The organism is Cytobacillus sp. NJ13, from assembly GCA_030348385.1.
In the GTDB taxonomy this organism is placed as follows: domain Bacteria; phylum Bacillota; class Bacilli; order Bacillales; family Cytobacillaceae; genus Cytobacillus.
The window spans coordinates 2,926,099-2,950,039 of sequence record JAUCFP010000006.1 but is presented as its reverse complement, the minus strand read 5'-3'; the positions used below and the strand labels follow the sequence as shown (position 1 = coordinate 2,950,039).

At 40.3% G+C, this 23,941-nt stretch carries 20 protein-coding genes, 1 pseudogene, 1 riboswitch and 1 other annotated feature; of the genes and pseudogenes, 13 read left to right on the top strand and 8 right to left on the bottom strand.

Annotated features, from left to right (window positions below):
• Positions 1-30 precede the first annotated feature (30 nt).
• Positions 31-124: riboswitch (glycine riboswitch) on the bottom strand.
• A gap of 266 nt (positions 125-390) precedes the next feature.
• Together blaI and QUF73_14515 are read right to left on the bottom strand one after the other, a co-directional pair.
• A complete protein-coding gene (gene blaI, locus QUF73_14520; GenBank protein MDM5227416.1) occupies positions 391-777 on the bottom strand; it encodes a penicillinase repressor BlaI in 387 nt (128 codons plus the stop codon).
• A 34-nt stretch (positions 778-811) separates the two neighbouring features.
• On the bottom strand, positions 812-2,593 hold the full coding sequence (locus QUF73_14515; protein ID MDM5227415.1) for a BlaR1 family beta-lactam sensor/signal transducer: 1,782 nt from the start codon (positions 2,591-2,593) through the stop codon (positions 812-814).
• A 259-nt stretch (positions 2,594-2,852) separates the two neighbouring features.
• Between QUF73_14515 and bla the strand changes: the two genes are divergently transcribed.
• The 6 genes from bla (at position 2,853) to QUF73_14485 (ending at position 9,392) form a co-directional block, all read left to right on the top strand.
• Positions 2,853-3,785 (top strand): class A beta-lactamase, encoded by a 933-nt coding sequence (gene bla, locus QUF73_14510; protein MDM5227414.1) that lies wholly within the window; start codon positions 2,853-2,855, stop codon positions 3,783-3,785.
• Between the two features lie 213 nt (positions 3,786-3,998).
• On the top strand, positions 3,999-4,829 hold the full coding sequence (locus QUF73_14505; GenBank protein MDM5227413.1) for a glycerophosphodiester phosphodiesterase family protein: 831 nt from the start codon (positions 3,999-4,001) through the stop codon (positions 4,827-4,829).
• A 122-nt stretch (positions 4,830-4,951) separates the two neighbouring features.
• Positions 4,952-5,473, top strand: coding sequence for a GNAT family N-acetyltransferase (locus QUF73_14500; protein MDM5227412.1), 522 nt, complete (start codon positions 4,952-4,954; stop codon positions 5,471-5,473).
• A 253-nt stretch (positions 5,474-5,726) separates the two neighbouring features.
• Positions 5,727-6,932 (top strand): hypothetical protein, encoded by a 1,206-nt coding sequence (locus QUF73_14495; GenBank protein ID MDM5227411.1) that lies wholly within the window; start codon positions 5,727-5,729, stop codon positions 6,930-6,932.
• 18 nt (positions 6,933-6,950) lie between these two features.
• On the top strand, positions 6,951-8,213 hold the full coding sequence (locus QUF73_14490) for a Zn-dependent hydrolase (protein MDM5227410.1): 1,263 nt from the start codon (positions 6,951-6,953) through the stop codon (positions 8,211-8,213).
• Positions 8,214-8,216: 3 nt separating this feature from the next.
• Positions 8,217-9,392 carry an amidohydrolase gene (locus QUF73_14485; protein ID MDM5227409.1) on the top strand — a complete coding sequence of 392 codons (1,176 nt, stop codon included), beginning with the start codon at positions 8,217-8,219 and terminating at the stop codon, positions 9,390-9,392.
• Between the two features lie 53 nt (positions 9,393-9,445).
• Here QUF73_14485 and QUF73_14480 read toward each other — a convergent pair whose 3' ends face one another.
• From QUF73_14480 to QUF73_14460, 5 genes are all read right to left on the bottom strand, one after another.
• Positions 9,446-9,925 (bottom strand): hypothetical protein, encoded by a 480-nt coding sequence (locus tag QUF73_14480; protein ID MDM5227408.1) that lies wholly within the window; start codon positions 9,923-9,925, stop codon positions 9,446-9,448.
• Between the two features lie 242 nt (positions 9,926-10,167).
• Complete coding sequence (locus tag QUF73_14475) at positions 10,168-10,527, bottom strand: hypothetical protein (GenBank protein ID MDM5227407.1); 360 nt, start codon at positions 10,525-10,527, stop codon at positions 10,168-10,170.
• 226 nt (positions 10,528-10,753) lie between these two features.
• Positions 10,754-11,971, bottom strand: coding sequence for a threonine--tRNA ligase (thrS, locus tag QUF73_14470; GenBank protein ID MDM5227406.1), 1,218 nt, complete (start codon positions 11,969-11,971; stop codon positions 10,754-10,756).
• A 583-nt stretch (positions 11,972-12,554) separates the two neighbouring features.
• Positions 12,555-12,787: a binding site (T-box leader), on the bottom strand.
• Between the two features lie 68 nt (positions 12,788-12,855).
• Positions 12,856-15,015, bottom strand: a complete 2,160-nt coding sequence (locus tag QUF73_14465; protein MDM5227405.1) for a YhgE/Pip domain-containing protein — start codon at positions 15,013-15,015, stop codon at positions 12,856-12,858.
• A gap of 681 nt (positions 15,016-15,696) precedes the next feature.
• Positions 15,697-16,623 carry a nucleoside hydrolase gene (locus QUF73_14460; GenBank protein ID MDM5227404.1) on the bottom strand — a complete coding sequence of 309 codons (927 nt, stop codon included), beginning with the start codon at positions 16,621-16,623 and terminating at the stop codon, positions 15,697-15,699.
• A 236-nt stretch (positions 16,624-16,859) separates the two neighbouring features.
• Between QUF73_14460 and QUF73_14455 the strand changes: the two genes are divergently transcribed.
• Positions 16,860-17,267 carry a cytidine deaminase gene (locus tag QUF73_14455; protein ID MDM5227403.1) on the top strand — a complete coding sequence of 136 codons (408 nt, stop codon included), beginning with the start codon at positions 16,860-16,862 and terminating at the stop codon, positions 17,265-17,267.
• 180 nt (positions 17,268-17,447) lie between these two features.
• Positions 17,448-17,708: pseudogene (locus QUF73_14450) on the top strand (SAM-dependent methyltransferase).
• 66 nt (positions 17,709-17,774) lie between these two features.
• Here the strand turns inward: QUF73_14450 and QUF73_14445 are convergent.
• Positions 17,775-18,467, bottom strand: a complete 693-nt coding sequence (locus QUF73_14445) for a winged helix-turn-helix domain-containing protein (protein ID MDM5227402.1) — start codon at positions 18,465-18,467, stop codon at positions 17,775-17,777.
• 93 nt (positions 18,468-18,560) lie between these two features.
• Between QUF73_14445 and QUF73_14440 the strand changes: the two genes are divergently transcribed.
• From QUF73_14440 to QUF73_14420, 5 genes are all read left to right on the top strand, one after another.
• A complete protein-coding gene (locus QUF73_14440; protein ID MDM5227401.1) occupies positions 18,561-19,175 on the top strand; it encodes a flavin reductase family protein in 615 nt (204 codons plus the stop codon).
• Between the two features lie 191 nt (positions 19,176-19,366).
• On the top strand, positions 19,367-20,815 hold the full coding sequence (locus tag QUF73_14435; protein MDM5227400.1) for a HAMP domain-containing sensor histidine kinase: 1,449 nt from the start codon (positions 19,367-19,369) through the stop codon (positions 20,813-20,815).
• Positions 20,812-21,498 carry a response regulator transcription factor gene (locus tag QUF73_14430; protein MDM5227399.1) on the top strand — a complete coding sequence of 229 codons (687 nt, stop codon included), beginning with the start codon at positions 20,812-20,814 and terminating at the stop codon, positions 21,496-21,498. The genes QUF73_14435 and QUF73_14430 overlap by 4 nt, the downstream gene beginning before the upstream one ends.
• 209 nt (positions 21,499-21,707) lie before the next feature.
• Complete coding sequence (locus QUF73_14425; GenBank protein ID MDM5227398.1) at positions 21,708-22,415, top strand: ankyrin repeat domain-containing protein; 708 nt, start codon at positions 21,708-21,710, stop codon at positions 22,413-22,415.
• Between the two features lie 53 nt (positions 22,416-22,468).
• Positions 22,469-23,437: a DUF4822 domain-containing protein gene (locus tag QUF73_14420; protein ID MDM5227397.1), complete on the top strand. Its 969-nt coding sequence runs from the start codon at positions 22,469-22,471 to the stop codon at positions 23,435-23,437.
• Positions 23,438-23,941: the final 504 nt, after the last annotated feature.

The window sequence follows — 23,941 nt, the reverse complement described above, 5'->3', positions numbered from 1 at the left end:
CGTGGGTGAGTGATACGCTCTCCAGAGAAGCGTCCAGCTGCAGTCTTCTTACCTGAGAGATTCATCTTTCCTATAGATTTGCCCCTTCGGTGACGTACGATACGTTCTTTCCCGCAGCAGTCATTCGCAAATATTTGTTTTTATAATTATAAAGTATAGAAGGGAGGGGTGGACAGTCAATTAAAATGGTTAAGTGGAAGTTAGAAAACGCTGAGGGGCGAAGTGCACATGAGCCCCTGGTGATAAGGCCTGCATAATTCTGCTTGTATGGATTGGTGCCATCATTGTATTAAAGCGGAAATGAAGGAGGGGCAGTCGCTGCTTTTGGGGGCACGGCAAAGAAGCAAACGTTAAAAACCCCCACAATTGTAGAGGGTCTCGCATATAGGTTTATTCATCCTTCTTTTGTTTCTTTGCCAAAATCGTCCGCAGTTCGTTAATTTCCTCATCAGATAGGGAATCTTCCTGGATGAATTGGACTAGCATGGATTTCACCGTTCCGCCATAGATTCGCTTGATAAAGGATTGAGCTTCTGCCCGCTGGCATTCATCCTGTGAATAGAGCGGGAAAAAGGTATAGATTCTCTGGTTTTTATTTACACCGACTGCATTCTTATGGACAAGCCTGTCCAGAAGAGTACGGATTGTTTTGGGCTTCCAGTCTGTGTGCTCTTGTAAGGATAGAATGACTTCATTAGCCGTTTTGGGTGCGCCGTGCCAAAGAACTGTCATGACTTCCCACTCGGATTCTGAAATGCTGGGAATCCTATCAGTCATATTACCGCCCTCCTTCTTTAATGAATTGAACGAATTAATAAATGCCTTTCTGCTTCAAAATGGATAATGTAATTTCAGCTGCTTTACTTCCATTAGAGTTATCTTCATTCTGTATATTCGTTGCAAAAAAGTATGTGTCCTGCCCTGACTCAACATACCCGATGAACCATCCATTGATGTTTTTTCCATTTACAGTGCCTGTACCTGTTTTTCCTGAAAGGAGGGCTCCCTCTTTTCTTTCTAGTTTAATGGAATCTTTCACCGTTTGGATATTCTTTTCTTTAAATCCAAATTGATTTGCATAAAATTTTTTAAGCAGCTGAACTTGTTCCACTGGAGAAATTTTAAGGGAAGATTCCAGCCAATATTCGTCTATTCCACCAGATAGATCACGATTCCCGTACCTGATTCGGTCTAAAAAAGTTTGAATCGTACCGGGCTGCACCTGCTGGTCTAACGACTGAAAATACCATGTAACGGAATCTCTTATTGCAGAAGTTAAATCCTGATCCGCATTCCAGGAATCAATAGGATACTTATGTCCGTTCCATTTGGCCGACGAATTTTCAACTGTTATGGTGCCTGACTCTAAACCAATCAGAGCACTATAAATCTTATAAGTAGAATTTGGTGAAACCCTTAATGTGCTATGATTTTTATTATATATAAGATAGTGGTCTGCTTCTTTATCATACAACACGAAGCTTCCATCAAACCCTGCAAAATAATTACCTAAATCCTCATAAATAATGTTATCATCCTTAAATTTATAGCTGCTATTTTCATGAGCCATTACAGAGATAAATGGAGCCTGGCCTGCAATAAATATCCCCGCAAAAATGAGTATAGCCGCACTTTTCCATTTCAGCAGTTTTGATTCCGCCTTAAAACAGGCAATTTTTTCGATTCTCGTTTTGATCTGTTTCTTTGACCCGTTTAAATGGTTTGCCAAATCGACTGTCACTGCCCTTGAGGCTTTATGGGCAAAATGAATAATGCTGTTTCCATACTCCAAATAAGCCTGCTCGTCCAAAGAATTTAAAACCGCAGCATCACAGGCGATTTCACGATCCAGCCTCATTCTCCTAAAAGCAAGCCAAACTAGAGGATTAAACCAATATAAAATTTGAAAAATCATCATTAAATAATTTACTGCAAAATCTTTATTTTTATAGTGGTTCAGTTCATGTAAAAAGATATATTCTATATCCTTTTCAGAAAGCCACTGGTTAAAATGGCGGGGAAGCACCACATAAGTCTTAAAAAGTCCAAACGTCATTGGGGTTTTAACGAGAGATGACTCTCCGACAATAATACCTCCAGTAATCTTCAGTTTGTGTTTGCAGTGTTTGAATAATGATAAAAGCTCGTTATTTCTCAGGCTGTTTGAGTGTTTCTTTATTTTACTGATCTTAAGCATTGCGATCAGCGTAAATACAGTTAAAATAGCCACTCCGGAAATCCAAATATAGAATAAAGCATTATTTAATAATGTTAAATCATAGCGTTCTACCGAAACGGTTATGTCCTCCATCCAATTATTTTGCCTTAAAGGAATCTCTGCAGATGGCGCAGTTTGGGATTGAAGGCTGCTATTGCTATTCCAAAAGGATAATGAATCCGCAAATGGCATGAATTGTAATGGAATAAGAGGCAGTGGCAGAGCAAGCAATAATAGAAACCAAAGATTATAGTGAGCTTGTGCTGTTAAATGTTTCTTTAAAAGTTTTTTTAACAGAAGAATGACTCCAATTGTAAAAGAAGACACCAGCAGACATTCCAAAAAAACAGATAAGAACTGTGAGCTTGTTATCATCCTCAGACCTTCCTCGCAATATTTGACATCTAGTTTTAATCTCTTAGACAAAAATGAATACCAATCATTCTAGCATCCTATTTTTACTTTATCAAATCAGGGGAGATCTTATGAAACACCATAATATCAGGGGATTCATTAGCGGTTGACAAATAAAGACTACGGATGTAGTCTTATATTACACTTGTAGTCAAACGGAGGTGTTTAAAAGTAAAGTTGGAATATAAGTTTAAATTCTTTTTGGAAAGAGGTAATAAATTTGAGGAAACAAAATCATTCTATTTTTAGTGTAAAAATGTTAAAAACAGTCCGGCTAGTCAGTTTGGTTCTGCTTCTTGCCCTGACTGGCTGTGCAAATGACAATTATCAATCAGATGCCAGTGCGGCAGAAAACTTCAAAAAAACTCCTGTAAATACAAACCAAAAATTCAAACAGCTGGAGAAGGAGTTTGACGCACGGCTTGGCGTGTATGCATATGACACAGGAACGAAAAAGACAATTACTTACAGGTCTGATGAAAGGTTTGCTTACGCATCTACATTCAAGCCGATAGCAGCTGCTATATTACTGAATAGAAAAACATTGGAAGAGATGGATGAAGTCATTACATACTCTAGTGACGACCTGGTCACATATTCTCCGGTTACAGAAAAGCATGTAAAGACTGGAATGACTTTAAGGCAACTCTGTGAGGCGGCAATCCGGTTTAGCGACAATACAGCAGGTAACTTAATTTTAGAGGAATTAGGAGGGCCTGAAGGATTCGAAGCAGCTCTGCAGGAAATGGGGGATACTGTCACAAGGCCTGAGCGCTTTGAGACGGATTTGAACGAGGCAGAGCCAGGGGACATCCGGGATACAAGTACACCTGAAGCGCTTGCAGTAAGCCTTCAGAAAGTTTTAATTGGCGATTTTCTGACTGAAGAAAAGCGGAACATTTTAACCGATTGGATGCGGGGCAACGTTACTGGGGATCCATTAATTCGTGCTGGAGTGCCAAACGGCTGGGAGGTAGCTGATAAGAGCGGTGCAGCGGGTTTCGGAACACGTAATGACATTGCGATTGTCTGGCCGCCAAACAGGGAGCCGATTATCATAACGATCCTTTCCAGCCGGTATTCAAAGGATGCCGAATATGATAACGCTCTAATTGCAGAGGCAGCGGAGATGACAATAAAGGCTTTGGATTAAAACATTTTTAAGCAGGGAAGATTTCCCCCGCTGAAAAATGTGAAAGGGTATTTTTATTCAGTTTCAAATAGCCTTTTTGTAAATAAACATAAGAATAAAGGCTGGTTTTTGTTAACATGATCTTTATTTAGCCATAAAAATAATCACACACCCGTTCAACATTCCTTTTCTAGAATATGGTTGAATACATATTTTAGATAGGAGATGGAGAGCATGAACAAAAAATTTTTAATTGGTACAGGGTTGGCTTTTTCACTGCTATTCAGCCCAATCAGCCAGGCGTTCGCAGCGGAACCGACAACAGGGGAAAGGAAACAAGTGGATAATATAGCGCACCGCGGTGCCACAGGGTATGCACCGGAGAATACGGTAGCCGGCTTTGATCTGGCCGTTGATATGAAAGCCGATTATATTGAAATTGATGTTCAAAGAAGCAAAGATGGTGAATTAGTGGTAATCCACGATACAACTGTGGATCGTACAACAGATGGAACAGGAAAAGTGGGGGATTTAACGTTTGACTATTTAAGAAGTCTTGATGCCGGCAGCTGGAAAGGGGAACAATTTGCGGGGGAACCAATCCCGACATTTGAAGAGATTCTGGATCGCTACCATGGTAACGTTGGAATATTAATAGAATTGAAAGCACCAGAGCTTTATCCCGGCATTGAAAATCAAGTAGCAGATGCATTAAAAGCACGAAATCTTGATAAGCCGCAAAATGAAAAAATCATTATCCAGTCTTTTAACTTTGACTCTATGAAAACAATGGATCAGCTTCTTCCTAAAGTTCCCATTGGTGTATTGACCTCTAACCGTGCCGATACTACAGCGGAAGCTTTACAGGAATTTTCAGCTTATGCAGATTGGTTCAATCCAAGCTATGGAATTGTCACAGAAGATTTAGTGAATCAGGTTCACTCTCTTGACATGCAAATTGGCTCTTGGACAGTGCGCAGCCAGGAAGCCGCCGACTTCCTGTTTGAAATGGAAGTTGACGCCATCATTACCGATTATCCGGATTATGTAGATCCTAGAAATTAATATCTGGAAAAGGGGCAGCCGCTGCTCCTTTTTTTTGTCTGGAATTTATTTGCTGAATAATGAAAGGGATTATTTGTATTTCTCTGGAATATAAACGTTATCCTTTTTCAGAGGTGAAAATCATGAACATAAGAAAAGCTGTTTTAGCTGATTCAATGGGTATTGCGAAAGTACATGTTGATAGCTGGAGAACAACCTATAAAAATATTATTCCTGCTGCATTTTTAAGTAACTTATCTTATGACAGTCGTACGGATTTATGGAATGGGAATATTTCAAAAGAGGGAAATTATGTGTTTGTCGCGGAAAATAGCGATGGTGATATCATTGGATTTGCTGATTGCGGAAAGAGGGAAAGTAATCATTTTCCGGAGTCTGGAGATTTAACTGCCATTTATCTCCTCGAAGAATATCAAGGAAAGGGAATTGGCCAGGGGTTATTAGAACAAGTTTTCCTGCAATTTGAAGAACTTGGCTTCAATAGAATTTTTGTGGAAGTATTAGAAGACAATAAAACCCGCTATTTCTATGAGTATTATGGTGCAGAATTATATAAAACCAAAAAGATTACTATTGCAGGTGCAGAATTGAATCTTCTTATATATGAATGGAATAACATTAGGAATGTATTAATTAAATTCTAATCCAGGAACCCCTCATATTGACGGGTTTTTATTTTTTCTCCAGCTCTATTGGATTTTAAAATAATAAAATTATTTTGCCAAACTAAATAAAAAGAAACATGTTCCATACAGAAACTGGAATGGCATCGCTTGCATAAAATTTTTAATAATTTAAATTGACTGAAAAGTATAATTGTATTATTATTCTAACAATATATATATTCTTCGCAACACGAATGAATAGGAATTCATCTTAGAGAAGGGGATGGGGATTATGTCACAGTTATTAGCTTTGGTTATTCTATTACTTATTTTATTTATTGGAGATCTGGTTGCAGTTCGCACAAAGGCATGGGTGCCGTCCATTTTCGTCTGTGCCGTCCTGTTCCTTGCAGGTTATTGGACATTCTTTCCGCAGGATATCGTAGCACTGGCAGGAGTTCCGCCGGTTGTGGCTACGATGATGATGTACTTATTGATTACCAATATGGGAACATTGCTATCGATTCAGGAATTGAAAAATCAGTGGAAGACAATTGTGATTGCTTTATCAGGGATTTTGGGAATTATCGCAGTGTTACTGGGAATCGGAACATTTATTTTTGGTTTTAAGACAGTAGTTGTAGCCATCCCTCCTTTAGTTGGCGGTGTGGTATCTGCCCTGATCATGTCGGAAGGAGCGAAAGAAGCGGGACTTGCTTCCCTGTCTGTCTTTGCGATCGTAATTTATGTTATGCAGGGATTTGCCGGATATCCGCTCACATCCATTGTCCTGAAAAAAGAAGGAAAGCGGCTTTTACAGCAGTACCGAAGCGGACAGCTTGCCTATAAGGGAGAGGGCACGGCAGCTGAAGAGACGGCTGCATCAGCGGCAGCTCCAAAACCTGAGCTTAAGCTTTTTAGAAATATGCCGGAGAAATATAATACAGATTTTTTCAAATTTTTAAGATTGGCAGCAGTATCCTACCTTGCCTATCTGGTATCGACACTGCTGGCCCCGGTTGCGAGTGTCAGTCCATTTGTACTTTGCCTATTGTTCGGGGTCATTGCCACAAGTATTGGCTTTCTTGAAAAGCAGGTACTGCAAAAAGCAAACGGATTTGGCTTTGCGATCATGGCCCTGATGCTCTTTATTTTTGACGGCTTAAAGCAGGCTACACCAGGGATGATGCTTGAAATTATTTATCCGCTTGCAGGAAGCATTATTCTAGGCGTAATGGGAATGTATATCTTCTCATTCATCGCAGGAAAAATGTTAAAAGTGAGCAAGGAAATGGCTTTCGCTGTTTCGCTGACGGCCCTATATGGATTTCCGGCTGACTATATTATTACAAATGAAGTGATTAAATCATTAACAGAAGATGAAAAAGAGAGGGAAATGCTGACCAGCAATATGCTGCCGCCTATGCTTGTCGGGGGATTCATCACCGTTACCATTGTGTCAGTCGTATTGGCCGGAATTTTTGTCGGATTTTTATAAGAAAGGGATTGGAGCGAAATGAGTGAAGTTCAAACAGGGAAAAATGTGAATCTGGAAAAAGTGCAGGCGCGAATCGAAAACCATATTGACACCTTAAGCACTTATACAGCGACTCCAGGCAGAGGAACAACCCGGCTGACGTATAGCCAGGAGGATCTGCTTGCACGGCGGTATATTAAAGCAAAAATGAAGGAAACGGGCTTGACTGTCCGGGAAGATGGATTGGGCAATATCTTTGGAAAGCTTGAAGGCTCCCAAAAAGATGCGCCAAGTGTTCTGATCGGCTCTCACTTTGATTCCGTCCCGAATGGGGGATCTTATGATGGCCCTGCCGGAGTTGTAGCAGGACTTGAGGTGGCTGCACTTTTCACTGAGAATGGTTTAACGCCGAAATATCCTCTGGAGGTTATCGCCCTTATTGAAGAGGAAGGCTCAAGATTCGGCGGCGGCTTAATGGGTTCACGCGGAATGGCCGGTCTGCTGGCTGAGGAAGACTTCAAATTATTGAAAGATAAAGATGGAATTACGACCGTTGAAGCCATGGAGAAAATCGGGCTCGATCCATCTCTTCCGAAAACAAGAGACCAGCAGTCTGTAAAGGCTTATCTGGAATTGCATATTGAACAGGGACCTATTTTAGAAGAGAAGAATATCCCAATCGGGATTGTCGAAGCGATTGTCGGCTTAACGCAATTGGAAGTAACCGTAAAAGGACAGGCCGGACACGCAGGGACCACTCCAATGGATAGGAGGTCTGACGCGCTGGTTGCAGCCGCCAGGATGATAGCCCAATTTCCAGAACTGGCTGAAGCGGAAGGAGAAGGGACGGTAGTGACAACCGGGCAATTGCAGGTATATCCAAATGGAGCCAATGTAATTCCGGATCAAACTGTATTTTCTGTAGACATTCGCTCCGGCAAGGAGGAACATGTCCAGAATGTTATTCAAAAAGTGAAAGAATTAGCAGGTTCCTATCGTGATAGCGGAGTAGAAATAACCGTTGAACAGCTTTTATATATCCAGCCAAAAGAGATGAATAAAGAGATTATCAGCCTGTTAAAGGAGAAAAGCAGTGAACTGGGTTTCACATCATGCTCCATGAATAGCGGCGCTGGGCACGATGCTATGGTTTTCGCTGATTACACAAGTACTGGGATGCTGTTTATTCCAAGTAAAAACGGTCTGAGCCATTGTCCAGAAGAATGGTCTGATTCCCGGCATATCGCCGAAGCTGTTCAAATCCTGTTTGAGGCAGCAATAGAGCTAACGGAGGCGGAATAAGCAATGATTCATAACAGGCTAAAGGAATTGATTGGGGCATATAGTGATGAATTAACGGAACTGCGCAGAAAATTGCATCGTGAACCAGAGGTGTCATGGGAGGAATACAAAACCACGCAATTTATCTGTGAGTATCTTGATGGTCTGGGCATCCCATTTAAAAGAACGGAACCAACTGGTGTCATTGCAGAAATAGCAGGCGCGAAGCCTGGAAAGACGGTAGCTTTAAGGGGAGACATGGATGCGCTGCAGGTGGAAGAATTGAATAAGGATCTGCCTTATGCATCCCTGGAAAATGGCAAAATGCATGCATGCGGACATGATGCCCATACCGCCATGCTGCTTATTGCCGCCAAGTCATTAAATGAGATAAAAGAAGAATTGCCGGGGAACGTCCGCCTGCTGTTCCAGCCAGCCGAAGAAGTAGCGGAAGGGGCAAAGATGATGGTGGAACAGGGAGCGATGAAAGGCGTGGCCAATGTCTTTGGCATCCACATCTGGTCGCAAATGCCGACACATAAGGTGTCCTGTACACCAGGGCCTTCCTTCGCATCAGCTGATATCTTCAAGGTGACATTTAAAGGCAAGGGCGGGCATGGTGCTATGCCGCATGATTGCATTGATGCGGCCGTTGTCGCCTCTTCCTTTGTCATGAATGTGCAGAGCGTTGTGTCCAGAAGCATTGATGCCCAGCTTCCTGCCGTACTCACCATCGGAAAAATGATTGCCGGCACAAGGTTCAACATCATCGCAGAAAATGCAGTCATTGAGGGGACCGTCCGCTGTTTCAATCCTGAAACAAGGGATCATATAGAAAAGCAGCTCCAGCATTATGCTGAAAACACGGCTGCGATCTACGGTGCAACTGCAAAGGTGGAATACATCCGGGGTTCCCAAGCGGTGATCAATGATGAATACAGCGCAAAACTCGTACAAAAAGTTGCTTCCGAAGCTTTCGGGGAAGAGGTTCTATTTAACGAAAAGCCCACAATGGGGGCCGAAGATTTCAGTTTCTTCCTGGACAAAGCACCTGGCAGCTTCGCCCTCGTCGGCAGCGGCAATCCTGAAAAAGACACAGAGTGGGCTCACCACCACGGCAAATTCAATATTGACGAAGACGCCTTATCAACAGGTGCAGAGCTATATGGACAATATGCCTGGGCATACTTGAACGAATAAGGGTAAAGCTGATCTTAAAGAAAAATCCGTTCCTCGTATTTGGAGGAGCGGATTTATTTTTGATAAGGTTCAGTTCTTCTTATAAATTTTAAAAGCCACGGCAGGAAAAAGGCATAAGCAGTGATGTGGACAGGGGTTGACCACCAAGTATTCCAGCGTTTCATTAATCCTGCTTTAACTGTGAGCCATTCAAGGATAAGTGAAAGGATGACAAATAAGATGACCCAGAACCATTTGCTTTCTTTTTTGTAAAAGTTCAAATAGATGACTGATAAACAAGAGGGGATGATACCAAAAAGTAAAAGCTCAGGCAGTCCTTCTTTTTGCGGGTCACCGATGTCAAAAAGATCTAATGGAACGGCTATTGTGATATCAACCATCCAAACGATATAACCGATTAGACCAAAGATTATGTATATTTCCTTCCAGCTTATTCTTTTCTTTGACATGAAAATCACAATTGAAATTAGAACCAAACCAAGAATGGCAGGATACCACCAGCCTTGAGTTAAAGCGAAATCTGGCTGCTTCATCTTATTCCCTCCATTGTCTTAGAATTCGTTAGAATAAACGTCTTTATTCATTAGCAAAGGAGGAATTTGAAAAAATAAAGGAAACTCAAAAATCGGCTTTCAATGCCAGACTGGTTTTTCTTTTACTCAGCTGTTTAAACAAAGAAATATAAAAAAGGAAGCAGTTATTAACCTTTGCTCCCCACCCATATTTATATAAATTGTCTGTGATCAAGCGGGAATAAGTGTTAGTCGATGGAACTCTAATATTTGTGCAGGTAATTCGGCGGAATGAAGTTTAGGGGCAGTGGTCTTAAGAGTACTTTAATGTCAGTGGGCATTTCAAAATCGCGCTGTGCTTGTTTTAAATAATGATACATAGCTTTCCCGCCTACTGAATTGGCAGAGTGAACAGTTATGCGATCTGCAAATAGCTGTTTTTGAACCATTATATGAACAAGCATAAGACCATTTCTCGATTTGCTTACTAAATCATGGTCCAAAGACAAGTGGTCAATTTCAAAGGTCTGAAGCAAATGGATACACTCATCAATGGTCTCAACTAATACATGACCATCAGGCGCTTTCCGATAATCATCCAGGAATACGCTTATTTTCTCCAATTTTATCCCCCTTTCGAAGGGGTGACTAAGAAAAGTCAAGTAGACCCTAAAGATTTGGTTCACATTTCATTGTAACATACATATGTAAGCAAAGATACCTTTAAGGGGAAAACTGGAATTTGGAGTGCTGATTATGCTTTCAGGCGTGAATACAAATACTTGGTAAAAAAATGTGTATTTCTAAGAAAAGCCCAAAAGGAATAGATTCCTTCTGAGCTTGAAAGATTTATCTGCCGACGCCGTTTATTTCATTAATAAACCGGTCAATTACTTCCTGTATGCTCATTGCACCGATATTTCCCTCTTGACGTTTTCTCAGCGACAGGGATTGCTGCTCCATTTCTTTATCACCAATCACCAGCATGTAGGAAACTTTCTGTTTTTCGGCTTCTCTGATCTTGAGTCCCATTTTCTCTGTTCTGAAGTCGACCTCTGCACGGATACCTGCCGATTCCAATTGTGATTTTATATTGTCTGCATATTCTGCATGGGCATCTGAGATGGGAATGATCTTTGCTTGAACGGGTGACAGCCACAGAGGAAAATCCCCTGCAAAATGTTCAATTAGAATGGCCATGAAACGTTCAACTGAACCAAAGATGGCCCTATGAATCATAATGGGAAGATGAAGTTTGTTATCTTCACCAACATAAGCACAATTAAACTTTTGCGGCATTTGAAAATCCAGCTGGACTGTACCGCATTGCCAGCTTCTGCCGAGTGAATCCAATATATGGAAGTCAATTTTCGGCCCGTAAAATGCCCCATCACCAGGATTAATCTGATAGTTAACTCCTTTGTTTTTCAAAACAGATTCTAAAGCCCCTTCAGCACGTTCCCACATTTCCTGTGATCCCATGTATTCCTCTGGACGTGTTGAAAGTTCAACTTTATAGTCAAAACCAAAATGGGAGTAGAACTCGTCAATTAGGACAAGTATTTTATCAATCTCCGCTTCAATCTGATCAGCCATCACAAATAAATGGGCGTCATCTTGAGTGAACGACCGAACTCTTAACAGTCCATTTAAAGAACCTGAGAGTTCGTGTCTGTGGACTAATCCCAGCTCCGCATAGCGGAGGGGCAATTCCCGGTAGCTTCTCCGTTTGCTGTTGAAAACCAATATCGCACCCGGGCAGTTCATGGGCTTTATCGCATAATTTTGTTCATCCACATTTGAGAAATACATATTTTCATGATAATGATCCCAATGGCCGGATTGTTCCCAAAGTTCCTGTTTCATCATAATCGGTGTCTTAATTTCCTGATAGCCTGCCCGCTGGTGTTTTCTTCTCCAGTAACTTTCAAGTTCATTTCGCATCACCATTCCCTTTGGCAGGAAAAAAGGCATTCCTGGGGCTTCCTCCATGGATGTGAAAAGCTCCAGCTCTTGACCTAACTTTCTATGATTTATTTTTTCTGCTTCCATTTTTAATTCCTCCAGATTTTTAGTTATAAAAAAAGACCACACTCCTCCCAAACATAGGGACGAGTGTGGTCGTGGTGCCACCCTAATTCCATAAAGCAATCGAAAGACTGTTTTATGCTCAAAAGATAACGGATTCCCCGATTATGGATACTCTGATATAGATCATTTCCCCATAATAAACTCCAAGGCGGTAAATCATTCCCTTTTCTTCAGGGCTTGCAGCCGGTGGCCCTGATCTCTGGAAAGAAAATAAAAAATGATTCATGTCCTTTTCAACGCTAACTATATAGTTTTAATTAAAATAAAAAGCCGCACTCATCCCAGCAAAAGGGACGAGTGCGGCCGTGGTTCCACCCTAATTCCATAAAGCATATCGAAAGACTGCTTTATGCTCAAAAAGATAACGGATTCCCCGATTATGGATACTCTGATATAGATTATTTCACCATAATAGCTCCAAGGCGGTAAATCAATTCCGTTTCTTCAGGGCTTGCAGCCGGTGACCCTGATCTCTGGAAAGAAAATAAAGAATGATCCATGTCCTTTTCAACGCTAACTATATAGTTATAATAAAATAAAAAGCCGCACTCATCCCAGCAAAAGGGACGAGTGCGGCCGTGGTTCCACCCTAATTCCATAAAGCATATCGAAAGACTGCTTTATGCTCAAAAAGATAACGGATTCCCCGATTATAGATACTCTGAGTACATCATTTCACTATAATAGCTCCAAGGCGGTAAACCAATCCCTTTTCTTCAGGGCTTGCAGCCGGTGGCCCTGATCTCTGGAAAGAAAATAAAGAAAGATTCGTGTCCTTTTCATAGCTCTTATTGGATATTTTTACTGATTTTAATACACATTTTGGAAAAGGTCAAGAGGGTTAATGAAACTTTTAGACCCTAATGAAACAACCCGGATTCCTTCGATTTCTTCATCAGCGCTTTCGTTTTTCTGCTTAATGGCTCTTTCAGGAAGGTTCCAATTAATAGTGCAATGAAACCGAATAGCATCAGGATCAGGAGGTCTCTGTATACTCTCTCCCAAACAATGCCTCCGACGGCTTCTCTCATTAAATCAATGGCATAAGAGAAGGGCAGGAAGGGGTGGATGGTTTGGAAAAATTCCGGAAGCAAGGCGGTCGGATAGGTTCCGCCAGCACCTGCAATTTGAAGCACCAGCAAGACAATCGCCATGGCTTTACCTACATCGCCAAATACAGATACTAATGTATAAACAATTAATATAAACACCAAGCTGCTTACCAGTCCAAACAGGATAAACCATACTGGTGCTGCTGCATCCACTCCCAGAATGAAGATATCCCCTATAGTTACGACCAGGGTCTGTGCAAATCCAATGCTTAGGAAGGTGAGTAGCTTGCCGAAATAGATTTGTTTTCCTGTAAAGTCTTCATGGTGATGAATATCTGTGGCCAACAGGGAAATTAGCAGAAGGGCACCTACCCATATCGCAAGTACGGTATAAAAGGGAGTCATGCCTGTTCCGTAGTTTTGAATTGGAAAAAGGCTGTTTTTGTTGAGCAGAACAGGTTCCTCGAAAAATCCCTTCTCTGCTTCCGGATCATTTTGCAGCAGCTCAATAATCTCATTGATGTCTGTCTCGCCCTGAATGTCCCGGATCCGGTCGGCTAATTGATTAATCTTTTCGCTGACGTACGGAAACTCTCCGATGATATGTTTAAGTGTTTCCTCCCCTTCATCTAAGTTTCCCTCTGTATTAGCAAGAATTTTTTCGACCTCAGGCATGGCAGATTGTATTTCAGTCAGGATATTCCGGGCATTACTCAATGTTTCCTTGGCGCTGGCCACTTCCTGTTTGATGGCTGGCCGGATGTTTTCATTATATTCTTTAACGAATGCGTCAATCCTGCCTGCAGCTGCAGCTGAATTTTCCTGAAGGCGGGTGATTAATTCATCAGCTTCCTGCTGCTTGTCTGAAAGAAAGGCATTGACCTTCTGCCCGTTTTCCTGGATAGTCTGCAATTCCTGCTTTAATGCAGCCAATTGTTCCAAAACCTGATTGATTTGTTCCTGATTCTGGCTTGTGCCTTGTTCATTATTTGATTCCTGCAGCTGCTTTAGTGCTGTTTCGATTGCCTCGATATTCTGAAGCGAACCCGCTATCTGCTCATTGATTTGATTGCCGATTTCCTTTCCCTGGTCCAAGTTTAAATCAGAGGATTGAACCGCAGAGATAAAATCGTTCACCTTCACCGCCATATTCTGGACCTTCTCCAGATTCTCCTGAACCTGAGGCTCCATTGCATTCAGGCGAATCTCAGCCGCGTTTATAAATTTCATCGTTTCATTAATGGTCTGCAGACCGTTGCCTGCTGCGCGTTTGGCATCGGGAACGAGTGCTTGTGCCTTATCAATTATTTTTTTGGCATTTTCTGCATCGGACAGGGAGCTGCTTAATAAGGAATGGATTTCAGGAAGCTTTTCCTCCATTTGAAAAACATACTCTTCGAACCTCTTTATATCCGGAAGGTCTTTTTCAATCTCCAGACCCAAATCATTAAACTTCTCAAAAATAGTACCGTTCACGGTAGAGATGAAATTGCTTGTAACCGTATCGACAATCCCGCCTGCACCTTTTTCGGTGATTTTGGGCGCAATGGCATTGATTTTTTCATTTACATAATACTCGATTTTCGCTTTTTCGGGCTGATCTTCAATGACAGTTCCCAGCTTCTGAGAGAAATTTTTCGGAATCACGATGACGGCAAAATAGTCGCCGTATTGCACCTTATCCATCGCGTCTTTACGGTCATCAAAGTGCCAATCCATATCATTATTCTTCTTCAATTCCTTGACGATGTCATCTCCAATATGTATGTCCATATCACGAACCACTGCTCCGGCATCTTCATTCACTATTCCTACTGGAAGCTGATTCGTTTGACTATATGGATCCCAGGAAGCCTCGATGTTAAACCAGGCATATAAAGAAGGCAATAACGTCAAACCTCCGATTAATACTGCCGCAACCCAATTCGTAAAAATACTTCTAATATCCTTTTTGTAAATTTTCCACATGCTGTTCAGTCCAATCTGCTCGTCTTCCTATAGATTTTGTGAATAATCCGTTAAATATATTCAGGATCTCAGTGAACAACAATTCTATACCTTAAAAAATGAGTATAATCAGAAGGCAGAGGGCAATTATATTCGGGGCTAAAAGAGCAGGCTCATTCGGACAGAGGAGGAAGAAACCCGAGCGAACGAGTCCGAACCTGGCGCTCCTTCAGACAGGGGAGGAAGAAATGCGGGCGAACGAGTCCGAACTTGGCGCTCCTTCAGACAGGGGAGGAAGAAACCCGGGCGAACGAGTCCGAACTTGACGCTCCTTCAGACAGGGGAGGAAGAAATGCGGGCGAACGAGTCCGAACTTGGCGCTCATTCAGACAGAGGGGGAAGAAACCCGAGCGAACGAGTCCGAACTTGGCGCTCCTTCAGACAGGGGAGGAAGAAATGCGGGCGAACGAGTCCGAACTTGGCGCTCATTCAGACAGAGGGGGAAGAAATCCGAGCGAACGAGTCCGAACTTGGCGCTCCTTCAGACAGGGGAGGAAAAAACCCGAGCGAACGAGCCCGAACTTGGCACTCATTCAGACAGAGGGGGAAGAAACCCGAGCGAACGAGTCCGAACTTGGCTCTCCTTCAGACAAGAGAAGAAAAAACCCCGACATTCATCAATAAATGATCCAGCTTCTCTGCTTAAGAACTCATTACTTTTATAAAATCTTCTATAAATCCCTGATAATTAAAATCTAGAAAAATATTTTTATTCTTTTCAGAAGGCTTGGAACTGATTCTGAAATCAGCAATGGAAGTACCTTTTCCATCATCCGCTGTTAGTATTTTCACATCTCTTCTAATAGAACGTCCCATTTCCGGGTTGGCCATGAGGAAGAGTGTTACAACATCATGTAATGGAGCACCGTTAATTCCAGGAATGAGTTTTTTATAGGCTTCTATATAATATTCCATCACTTCATCCATAATTTGAATTACTGGATTGTCACTCATTTCCTGTATTATTTTGATATGTTCCATCGTGACGATAGCCCTGTTTGTGACATTAAGCGGAACAATATAGATATTATCCATATTGGTTACCACTACCTGTGAAGCGACAGGGTCACCATAAAAATTTGCTTCAGCGGAGGGGGTTACATTTCCAGGAACCAGAAAAGCCCCACCCATTATATAAAAATCTTTAATGTCGTCTGATATATTTTCCCCTAATATAAAAAGTGCAGCTAAAGAGGTATTTCTCCCCACGTCTACTATAGTTACGTTCTGGTTCTCCCTTATAATGTTATAGAGCTCCGAGAAATTGGTTAGTTCCCCTTTTGCATCCTCTGGAGGCCGTATTGGGCCCAATCCCTCTTTTCCATGAATTTCAGGATAGAACCTTGGAATCTCCCCTGATGAAGGGCTATTAGCTCCTCCGATAATAGGAATATCCAGTCTGCCGGCCAGTTTGAGCAAATAGGTGATGTTATCTGTTGCTTGTTCTTTTGTAACGTTCCCATAACTCGATACGATAGCTAGTACATTTATGCTTGGATTAAGAAGGGCATATATGATGGCAATGGAATCATCAATCCCAGGGTCAGCAAACAAAATGATGTTTTTCATTTTCTATTCCCCCCATACTAAATATCCATTTTTATAACATATCAAAAAGGGGAGCGGGTTATGCCATTAAGGTGATTAACCTTAAGGTGAAAAAGCTGCCAGGGCAGGTCTGATAATATTAGCAGAGGCTTTTAACGTGATATTGACAAACATTTCAAAAAAATATATGATAAAAATCCTGCCAATTTTTCATTGGCCTAAGGGGACTGTTAAAAGTTCATTCTTCTTTGAAAAGGATGGTAACTATGAATAAAGAGCAATTGATGGAAAGTGCACGCAGTATGAAGGAAAGAGCCTATGCTCCCTATTCCAAATTTCCAGTTGGAGCAGCATTATTGCTAAAAGACGGCACTGTCATTAATGGAGTGAATGTGGAAAATGTTTCGTTCGGTGCAACGAATTGCGCAGAGAGAACAGCTATTTTCACTGCAATTGCGAACGGTTACAAAAAAGGTGATTTTCAAGCTATTGCTGTAGGAGGCGATACGGCAGATTTTCTTCCGCCATGCAGCATCTGCAGGCAAGTGTTAGCCGAGTTCTGTATGCCGAATATGCCAGTTTACTTAACTAATGAGAAAAAAGAAATCTTAGAATTGACATTAAAGGATTTATTGCCGTATGCATTTACGGATTTAGAGATGTAGCATAAATGGAGGGCTAGTTTTGAGAGATATTAATCAAAGCTTGCCCTCTTTATTTTTTTCCTGCTGAAGTATGCTTTTTTAGAATGATAATGAAGGATTTTCCAATTAGATAAAGAATATTGAAAAGATGTTCAGACAATTTTTGGCAGAGGATTTTATAATGAATTTATTGGACCAGCAGTGAATCATGAATTTGGAAATTGGAATCTGACGAGAGCCGTATTGGAACTTGATGAAAACCAATTTGAAGTATTGTATAGCAAAGAGGAGTTCCCCACTCAGCGATTTTACGATATAGGTGCATTAATATATTATCTAAAAGCGATACCTTGGCAAGTCCCGGATTTTAGTATTGAGAAATATGAAGAGAGTTTGTATGAAATACACAAAGCAATTCTTCTTAAAGGCTTTTTTGATGTGAAGCAGCAGTGGCAGGGGTGAGCGAAGGGGTTTAAGAACAGGATGAGAGTGGTTCCTGCACCTAAAAAGTGCGGGAACCATTCGTCTTTATCTATCCATATCAATAGCAAAGGTTTCCTTAAGGCCCTTCATTCCATGAGGGGTTATTTTGATGGCTCGGGTTTTGGGGATGCGCTGTATCCAATTTCGTTCCAGAAGTTTCTCCAGGATGGCATTCCCCAATGCTCCTGCTAGGTGATGGCGTCTTTCGCTCCAGTCCAGACATTTATGGGAAAAAGAGCGGCGCTTCTTTTTCAATGAGGTCAGATCGATTTGCATGGAGTGGAAAAATGCTTTTCCATCTTCCGTAACACTAAAAGTGTCATCTTCTTCCGTAATATATCCTTTGCTTTTTAGCGATTCAGTTAGCTGCACACCTAAATTTCCAGCGAGATGATCATAGCACGTCCTGGCCAAACGGATCGCTTTATCTTCAGAGGCATGGTGAAGTGATTTAATTTCAGCTGGTGGTGCTATGGATAGAAAGGATTCCATCACCTGGGCAACCTCTTGGTTCATGATGCCATAATAACGGTGCCTTCCCTGTTTTTCTGCCGTCACCACTTGAGCATCCAGCATTTTTTTGAGATGGAAACTGGCTGTTTGCGGTTTAATCCGTGCCATATGGGCGAGCTCATTCACAGTGTGATACCGGCCGTCCAATAAGACCGTCAGTATGGCTGCCCGACTTGGTTCACTGACCAGAGAAGCGACTTTTGCTACGTTAGAATTCACATTCATATCATATTCCTCCATGTAATCCATATTTCGATGATAATTGAAATATTTAACCTTTACAATGATATTTGAAAAAATATTCAGGAGGAAAATGTAATGAAAAAGGAAGAAAACCAAATACAAACCAAGTCCATTCAGCCTAAAATCTTATACTATGGAGCTCCGGTGATTTTGTTAACAACACTAAATGAAGATGGATCATCCAACATCAGTCCCTTATCCTCGTCATGGGCATTAGGGGAATGCATAGTTCTTGGAATCGGGGCAGGGGGAAAGGCATTGGAGAATCTTCGCAGTCATCCCGAGTGTGTTGTAAACGTTCCTCATCCCGGTCTTTGGGAGAATGTAGAAGCTTTAGCCCCACTGACAGGCAAGAACCCAGTACCGGAATACAAACGGGTTAATTCATTCCGTTTTGAAAAAGATAAATTCTCTGCAGCCTCGCTTACAAAGCAGGAAGCAGAAATCGTAAAGCCCCTTAGAATCCTGGAATGTCCCCTTCAGATTGAGAGCAGGGTGGAACACATCCGAGTTCCGGAACATGACCCCCACTTTGCAATCGCAGAAGTAAAAGCATTAAAGATCCATGCCCATACATCCATCATTATGGATGATCATCATGTGAATCCCCATGAGTGGAGTCCCCTCATTTATAATTTCAGACACTATTATGGACTGGGCGAACATCTGGGAAAAACATTTCGGGCATAGGTCTATGGAAATTAATCACTTACGCTAAGCTGTTTAGAAATATTTCATACATATTTTAGAAAGTTTTAAGATTTATGTGATATAGTTCTTTTAATTTCTTAATCTGGATAATTGGGTTTATAAAATTATCTTGAATGCTAAGAATAAGGTATGATCTGATGAAAATTTTTATAACAGAGTGAGTGAAACAGATGTCCATTAAAATGAGGTTTCTGCTGTCTTATATTGGAGTGATTCTTTTTTCCATCACTTTATTATTGGCAGCAGGTTTTTTAATTATTTTTGCCATAACAGGTGATGTAAGATCTATTGAGCATCTATACAAAAAAACGTATATACAAAAACCTTTGACAACAGTTGAGGAAAGTGTGTTTCTTGATTTAAAGCTTTTTGCTAAAAATAATCCTAAACAGCTCCTAAATGAAAAGGAGCTCAAGAGGATTGAGCAGGAGGATATCGGGATAGTTGTTAGAAAGGGCACCAAAATCAAGTACGCTTCCCCTGCTCTTGATAAGCAGGAATTGGTTAAATCCCTTCCGGGGTTTGAAGAAACAAACATCAATACTCGAGATACAATTAAACTCAACGACTATTTTTTTACTTATGTGAAGTTTGATTTTTATTTTCCGGATAGAAGTGAAGGAAGTGTTTTCGTATTAAGTAAGGCAAGTTCCTATGCAGAGCTTATTAGAGAATTGTTTCCAATTTTATCAGGACTTTTATTGTTTCTGTTTATTATGATTATTGGTATATTAAATTATTTAGTTTCACGCAGCATTATTAAACCTATATCAGTTCTTAAAGAAGGGGCCGAAAGAATTAAGACAGGAGATTTAAATTTTGAAATCAAGGCGATTTCAAATGATGAAATCGGACAATTAAATAGAGCGTTTGAGGAAATGAGAATAAAACTAAAAGAATCGATAAACCTCCAGCTTCGGTATGAAGAAAATCGAAAAGAGCTTCTGACAAATATTTCTCATGATTTGAAGACACCTATCACTTCGATTATTGGATATGTAGAGGGGATTAAAGATGGTGTAGCAAATACCCCTCAGAAGATGGAAAAGTATTTGTCGACTGTGTACTTAAAAGCAAAAGACATGGATTCATTAATTGATGAGCTGTTCTTATTTTCCAAGCTGGATTTGAAAAAAGAACCATTCCATTTTGAAACTGTCGAGCTGGATAAATATATGAAAGACTATACAGAAGAACTTTATTTGGATTTACTTCAGCAAGGAATTCATATGGAGCTTCATCTTTTGAATAAACCAATCTGCGTGAAAGTGGATAGAGAGAAATTAAAACGAGTATTGGCCAACTTAATGAGCAATTGTGTTAAATATATGAATAAAAACAAGAAGAGCATTACTATTTCTCTTCATGAACGATTAGGTGATGTAATTGTTCAAGTAGCAGATAATGGACAAGGGATAGAACCTTCTGCCTTGCCAAATATTTTTGAACGTTTTTACCGCGCAGAACAATCAAGAAGTTCCGAGACAGGCGGAAGCGGCTTAGGACTTGCGATCGCCAAAAAAATCATTTTGGAGCATGATGGGAATATCTGGGCTGCAAGCGAGGTAGGTAAAGGTACAAGTGTATTCTTTTCCCTAAAGAAAGGTGAAAAAATGTGAAAAAAATATTACTTATTGAAGATGACATTAGCATAGCAGAGTTGCAAAGAGATTATTTAGAAATAAATGAATTTCGTGTAGATATTCAACACACTGGTGATGAAGGACTCCGACAGGCTCTTCAAGAGCACTATGATTTAATTATTTTGGACATCATGCTTCCAGGAATAAATGGGTTTGAGATATGTAAACAGATACGCGCAGTTAAAAATATTCCTATCTTGTTTGTGTCCGCTAAAAAGGAGGATATCGATAAAATTCGGGGTCTCGGTTTAGGGGCAGACGATTATATTACCAAGCCTTTTAGTCCGAGTGAGCTGGTAGCCAGGGTGAAAGCACATTTAGAGCGATATGAACGTTTAGCTGGAAAGAAAACTCAAACAAATACCATTTTCGTTCATGGAATATCAATTGATAAGTCAGCACGTAAAGTTTATATTGACGGAGAAGAAACTTCGTTTACAACAAAGGAATTTGATTTATTAGTATTTCTTGTTATGCATCCAAATCAAGTATTGAGCAAAGAACAGCTTTATGAAAAGATTTGGGGGCTGGACTCAGCTGCAGATGTTTCAACGGTCACCGTTCATATCAGGAAAATACGAGGGAAAATTGAAGGGGACCCTGCACAGCCGAAATTCCTGGAAACCGTTTGGGGAGCCGGTTATCGATTCAATGTTTAAATAAATGTTATGTGTTTAATTAGATCCGTCACAAAGGTGGCGGTTATTTTTTTATAAATATGAAGAAATTTTAAGATTAAGTTTATCTTTCTTTAAGAAATTATTTAGAGGGAGTTTACATTTTGGTACTAACATAATAGAAGTAGTAACTAAGTTCATTGAGTGGATCTGAGTCATTTTATTTAAAGAACGATAGGCAGGTGAATTTAATGCGGAGGTGGCTAACAATAGTTATTGGAGGTGTTATCCTCCTTCAAGGCTGTGTCTCAGATAATAATGCAGACACAAAATCACAGAAAAAAGAGGTAAGGGAATTTATGGATATGAACGAGCAATTGCTTCAAGCTGCAGAACGCAAGGAAACAGAGACAATAAAGAGATTGATTGAGGAAGGTGTCGATATAAATAAGAAGGACTCAGACGGACGAACTGCTGCTATGATTGCAGCTTATAATAATGATGTCGAAACCGCTAAAGTCCTGATTAAAGCGGGGGCTGACGTCAACATTCAGGATGACATGAAAAACAACCCTTTCTTATATGCCGGTGCAGAAGGATTTGTTGAGATTCTAAAGCTTACGATCGAAGCAGGTGCGGATCCAGCGATCATTAACCGTTATGGTGGAACTGCATTGATTCCTGCTTCCGAACATGGCCATATAGATGCCATCAAGGAACTTCTAACTAAGACTGATATTGATGTAAATCATGTAAATGATCTCGGCTGGACAGCTTTATTAGAAGCAATTATTTTGAATGATGGAAATGTAAAACAACAGCAAACTGTGCAATTGCTAATCGATCACGGGGCGGATGTGAATATTCCGGATGGAAATAATGTAACTCCTCTGCAGCATGCACGTGAGAAAGGATTTAAAGAGATTGAACAAATTTTGTTAACAGCAGGAGCAAAATAGGCTTGGTAAAAGCCTAATTTTCCTCAAAAAATGAGAATAAGGAGACGATAAAAATGAACAAAAAAGCAAAAGCAATAACAGCAATACTGCTCGGATTTACATTAGTATCAACAGGGTGCAGTGCTGGTGCTAACGCTCAGGAAAATCATAGTAAGCAAAAGCAAGAACAAGCTGTTAAAGAGTCTGAAAAGGAAAATAAAGTAACTAAAGGACAGGAAATGGCTAACATTCTTGGCAGTACAAATTGGCAAGGTACAAGAGTGTATGACAAACATAAAAACGACTTAACAAAAGAGAATTCAAACTTCATTGGCCTTGCGAAATATGATGTGAAATCAGGAAGATATGAATTTTTCGATGCGGAGACAGGAGAAAGCCGCGGCGATAAGGGAACGTTCTTTATCACTAATGATGGAAAGAAGAGAATATTAATTTCAGAATCAATGAATTATCAAGCTGTTGTGGAAATGACAAAACTAAATAAAGATATTTTTACTTATAAAAGAATGGGAAAAGATGCTAATGGCAACGACGTAGAGGTATTTGTTGAACATGTTCCATATAAAGAAAAAGAGCTTTCTTTTACTGATCCGGACAAGCAGCTGGACGCTGTTACGGGAGATATCGTTAAAGACATAGATGGAGAAAAAATTTTAGGCAGTACCCTCTGGAACGGAACAAAGGTATTAGATGAAGACGGCAATGATGTTACAAAATATAATACGATGTTTATAAGTCTGGCAAAATTTGATGACAAAACGAATAGATATGAATTTTTCAATCTTGAAACAGGCGAAAGCCGCGGTGACTATGGCTACTTCGATATTGTAAACGAAAATAAAATAAGAGCCCATGTTTCAATTGGAGCCAATAAGTATGGTGCAGCTCTTGAACTTACAGAACTTAATAATAATAAATTTACCTATAAAAGAACGGGTAAAGACAAAGATGGCAAGGACATAACTGTGTTCGTTGAACATGAACCTTATATGGGTGATTTTAAACCGAAATTTACTAAATAAAAAACATCAAATAAGAGCAGCATCTATTCAAAAAGGAATGGATTTTTCCGTTCCTTTTTTGTTTTCCTTTATCTTACACTTTTCTTTTTCTTCTATAGAAACGGGTTAGCTTAATTTGTCATTGAAAAATTCTAATACTAATGGATTTTTCAATTCTTATAATGGAAATGAATATTATGATTATGTACAAATAAAAGGCATATCAGGGCAATTTAGTAAAAGAAGGAAATACTAAAGAAAAAACGAATGAAATTATAGAAAGATATATTTGGGTTGGGGATTCTATGTCAAAGTATATTAGTATTTTTTTCTTATTTGTCATCGTAAGTGTCTTACTCTTTTTTATGTTTGGTTCAGTATATATGAGTGGAGGCAATCCCGCAGAACAATCCGTTTATATATTTGGAACAATAATTGTATTACTGCTATCATTTATAATTTCACAGCTTTACTATTTAATAGATTTGTTTAAGAAGAAACGGTAATTCCCTGCCTTTATGACTG